Origin of the sequence: Nocardia carnea (assembly GCF_029868325.1) — a bacterium.
Classification (GTDB): domain Bacteria; phylum Actinomycetota; class Actinomycetes; order Mycobacteriales; family Mycobacteriaceae; genus Nocardia; species Nocardia carnea_C.
The window spans coordinates 1-2,775 of record NZ_JARWNW010000005.1 but is presented as its reverse complement, the minus strand read 5'-3'; the positions used below and the strand labels follow the sequence as shown (position 1 = coordinate 2,775).

The window sequence follows — 2,775 nt, the reverse complement described above, 5'->3', positions numbered from 1 at the left end:
CCCCCCCCCCCCCCCCCCCCCCCCCCCCCCCCCCCCCCCCCCCCCCCCCCCCCCCCCCCCCCCCCCCCCCCCCCCCCCCCCCCCCCCCCCCCCCCCCCCCCCCCCCCCCCCCCCCCCCCCCCCCCCCCCCGGGTCGGTCTGCGCCGGACCGTGGACAACACCCTGACCATGGCCTATCGCGGGCTCCTGAAGATCAAACACAACCCCGAACAACTCTTCGACGTGGTCATCCAGCCGGTGATCTTCACCCTGATGTTCACCTATATCTTCGGCGGCGCCATCTCCGGCGATGTCCAGAGCTATCTGCCGGTGATCATTCCGGGCATTCTCGTGCAGACCGTGGTGATGACCTCGGTGGTCACCGGAGTACAGCTGAAGGAGGATATGGAGAAAGGCGTTTTCGACCGGTTCAAATCCCTGCCCATAGCGCGGATCTCGGCGCTGTCGGGGGCGCTCACCGCCGATATGGTCCGCTACGGTATCGCCTCCGTGCTGACCGTCGTCATGGGCCTGATCATGGGGTACCGGCCGAATGCCGCAGGTGTGGCGGCGGCCGTCGCGCTGGTCGTCGTCTGCTCGTTCGCCACGAGCTGGATCTGGGCGTTCTTCGGTGTCATCGCGAACAAAGCCTCTGCGGTGCAGGGCTATTCGATGCTGGTCATGTTCCCGCTGACCTTCGCCTCACCCGCGTTCGTCCCGAAGGAGACGATGCCGGGCTGGCTGCAGGCGTTCATCGACGTCAACCCGGTTTCGCATCTGGTGTGGGCCTGCCGGGAGCTGATGAACACCGGGCATATCGGTATGCACGTGGTCTGGTCGCTGGTGGGCGCCGCCGTGATCGTCGCGATCTTCGCGCCACTGACCGTGCGGTCCTATATGCGCCGCGCCTGACCGCCGACCCGGACCCGTTCAGCCGGCCGCAGGGCGGGCGAGCGGGTCCGGTAGGCGCGTGCCCACCTCGCGGATCAGTTCCACGATCCGTGCGGCGGCCGCGGCGCGGCGCAACCCACTCGCGGTGGTGACGGCCGCGTTCAGCCGATCGGCCCCGATCCGGTCGCGCCACAGGTCACGGTGCCGGTCCCACCGCAGCACGGGATAGTCCTGCCGGGACACCACCCGTGGCGCCAGGGCCAGCAGTTCCACCCCGGCCGTCTCGTGTTCGCCCAGCATGAGCAGACCCGAGCCGGCGGCACAGGCCACCGCGCCGAGCTGCGGCAGGTCCAGCACATAACCGAATCGTCGCGGCGCCAGATCGATGAGCTCGGGCACCAACCGCGCGACCACATCACCGCGCTCGTACAGCACATGCGCGGCCAGCGCCGCCGAACCGGTCAGCAGCAGACCCGGGCCCGGTGTGGTTTCCTGGACCGGCCAGCCGATCAATTCGAGCGCACGACGGAAATGCCGCAGTCCGGCATCGATATCGCCTTCGACGAGCTCGATCCCGGCCAATACCGCGGCGATCGTCGACAATCGGTGATTGCGGTGGATCCCCGGGTCGTCGACGACCGCCAGATCTGCCCCACCGGAACCGGAGAACCCCAGCGCGGTGGCGAGTTCCCGCCGGGCCCGCGCCGGTTCGCCGCTGCCGGCCAGCGATGCCGCCAGATACGAATGCACTTCCAGGCTTTCCTCGTAGGCGCGGATCCGGTGCAACAGCTCCGCCGCTTCCTCGTAGAACTCCACCGATTCGCGATACTGCGCGACCTGCCCGGCCAGTGACCCGCGGTGCTGGGCGAGCATCGCCCGGCTCCACACTTCCGCTTCGGTCAGGGCAGGCACGGCCGCGCGGGCGTCGCGGCTCGATTCGTGGATACGGCCCATGTTCTCCCAGATATTGGTGCGGGCCATCAGCGCCAGTGCTCTGGTGTGCCGGTCGGGCGAACGGGTCGCGCGCGCCAGCAGCCGGGCCAGCCGGAGCGAATCGGGCGGGCAGGTCAGCAGCTGGGCCAGAACCCGGAACGGCGCGCGCAGGCCGGTATCGCCCCGCAGCAGAAGCCGGGCCCGGCTCCGCACCAGTGCCAGCTGCCGGAGACTGCGGTCCATGAAGGCCAGATGCAAGGCGATCACCGCGTGGCACGCCGATTCCAGTTCCGCGTACACCCCGCGGGAAGCGACCGGTGGCGCCATCGCGAGTATCCGGGGAATCCAGCCCATGAGTTCGAGGTTCGCCCCGTGCATGACCCACCGCATGGCGGCGACCGGGAAGACCGCATACATGGTCTGTGCGTCGCCGGCCGATTCGGCGCGACGCAGGACGGTGACCAGATTGTCCAGTTCCACCGCCACGGTCAACGCCGGCCCCAGCTCGTCACCGCGGCCGTAGCATTCGGCCATGAGCACCGCGAAATCCCGTGCCCAGCGCGCCATCCGCGTTTCCACCAGATCGATTTCCGACCCCGGTCCGGTATCTGCCGCCACAAGTTCTTGTTCACCGAATTCGCGGACGGTTTCCAGCATCCGGTAGCGCAGCCCGGCGCCCTCGACCTCGACGACGGTCAACAGTGACTGCCCGACCAGCCCATCCACCGCCGCCGCGATATCACCGACCGATATTGCGTCGTCAGCGGCCGATATCGCACCGGCACCGGCCGACGCCGGGGTGGGGGGGGGCGGGGGGGCGCCCCCCGCCCCGGGGGGGGGCGGGGGGGGGGGGGGGGGGCGGGGCGTGGGGTTTCCTAACCCCCCCCCCCGGGGGGGGTAAACCGGGGCCGGTCGGCGCAGCTGGGGAGCAGGCCGACCGGGTGGGCCGGTCTGTCTCGCGGGGTGGCAGAC

Annotated in this window: 1 protein-coding gene and 1 pseudogene; one reads left to right on the top strand and one right to left on the bottom strand. The window is 70.3% G+C overall.

Annotated features, from left to right (window positions below; genetic code table 11):
* Positions 1–147: 147 nt before the first annotated feature.
* A pseudogene (locus QH196_RS00065) lies at positions 148–891 on the top strand (ABC transporter permease); the annotation flags it as partial.
* A gap of 18 nt (positions 892–909) precedes the next feature.
* On the opposite strand, the gene QH196_RS00060 reads toward QH196_RS00065, so the two are convergent.
* A complete protein-coding gene (locus tag QH196_RS00060; protein WP_280413689.1) occupies positions 910–2,529 on the bottom strand; it encodes a hypothetical protein in 1,620 nt (539 codons plus the stop codon).
* Positions 2,530–2,775 lie beyond the last annotated feature (246 nt).